Here is a 1,266-nt window from a genome sequence, read left to right as displayed (position 1 = left end):
TGACCAGGGGTTTTGCTTTTGCGCGCGGAAAAGTGGCAAGCCAGCAGCGCTGCGGACGGTAATCGAAAAACTTCGAGAGCTGCCGGGCGGCGTACTTCCGAGGGCATGGGAGACGCGATTTGCACTGTGCGCTCGTCTACAATAGCCGACAAATCCAGCCGAGCTCATTCATGTCCGATACCGATGTCCGTGGCCTGCAGGATCTTCCCCTGGAAGAACTGGTTGCTTGCCATGAGTGTGATCTGTTGATGCGCCGGGAACCCCTGGGACCGGGCGAGAAAGCCAATTGTCCGCGCTGCGGTTTCGAGTTGGCCGCGCATCGCCATCAATGGAAACGCCGTTGCTTCGCGCTGGTTCTGACGGCGCTATTTCTCTATATCCCAGCCAATTTCCTGCCGATCATGAATCTCAGCCTGCTCGGCCAGACCCGCAGCGATACGGTCTGGACGGGAGTGCTCGGTCTTTACGACAGTGGCATGCAGGGCGTCGCCATCCTAGTATTCCTGTGCAGCATGGTGATCCCGTTGGTCAAGTTGCTCTGCCAGTTGCTGGTGATGATCAGCGTGCGTTTCGGTATCGCCCGTCACATCGGCATGCTGCTCTACCGCGGCTATCACCATCTGCGCGAGTGGGGGATGCTCGAGGTCTACCTCATGGGCATCCTGGTTTCCATCGTCAAGCTGATCGACATGGCCGACCTCAGCCTGGGCGTCGGCCTGGCCTGTTTCGTGGCGCTGCTGTTCACCCAGGTCTGGCTGGAGGTCACCATGTCGCCGCACCAGGTATGGGAAGCGCTGGGCGGCGAGGACGACGATGCGCGCGCTTGATGCCGGAATCCTGGTGTGCGGCGAGTGCCACCAGTTGAATCGCGCCGACGGGGACGAGCATCCGCGTTGCAGCCGCTGCGGTGCGGTGCTGCACGCCCGGCGCCCAAACAGCCTCACGCGCACCTGGGCGTTGCTGATCACCGCGGCGATTCTCTACATACCCGCCAACCTGTTGCCGATAATGACGGTCAACCTCTTCGGCAGCGGAATGCCCGCCACCATCATGGAGGGCGTGGTCGAACTGGTGCATGCCGACATGTTCCCCATCGCCATGGTGGTGTTCGTCGCCAGTATCCTGGTTCCTACTTTCAAGCTGGTGGGCATCGCCCTGCTGCTCTATTCGGTACAGCGGCACCAGCCGATGTCGGCCCGCCAGCGTATCCTGATGTATCGCTTCATCGAATGGATCGGGCGCTGGTCGATGCTCGATATCTTCGTC

At 60.8% G+C, this 1,266-nt stretch carries 2 protein-coding genes; both read left to right on the top strand.

Annotated features, from left to right (window positions below):
• The first annotated feature begins 119 nt into the window (after positions 1 to 119).
• Entirely contained in the window at positions 120 to 827 is a 708-nt protein-coding gene (locus HMPREF3014_RS32160; RefSeq protein WP_011666770.1) for a paraquat-inducible protein A, read from the top strand.
• A partial coding sequence (locus HMPREF3014_RS32155; protein WP_070656326.1) for a paraquat-inducible protein A occupies positions 814 to 1,266 on the top strand: 453 nt, incomplete at its 3' end. The genes HMPREF3014_RS32160 and HMPREF3014_RS32155, both read left to right, overlap by 14 nt.

The sequence above is a fragment of the Pseudomonas sp. HMSC065H01 genome (assembly GCF_001815235.1).
Taxonomy (GTDB): Bacteria; Pseudomonadota; Gammaproteobacteria; order Pseudomonadales; family Pseudomonadaceae; genus Pseudomonas; species Pseudomonas aeruginosa.
This window is presented reverse-complemented; position numbering and strand designations above follow the sequence as displayed.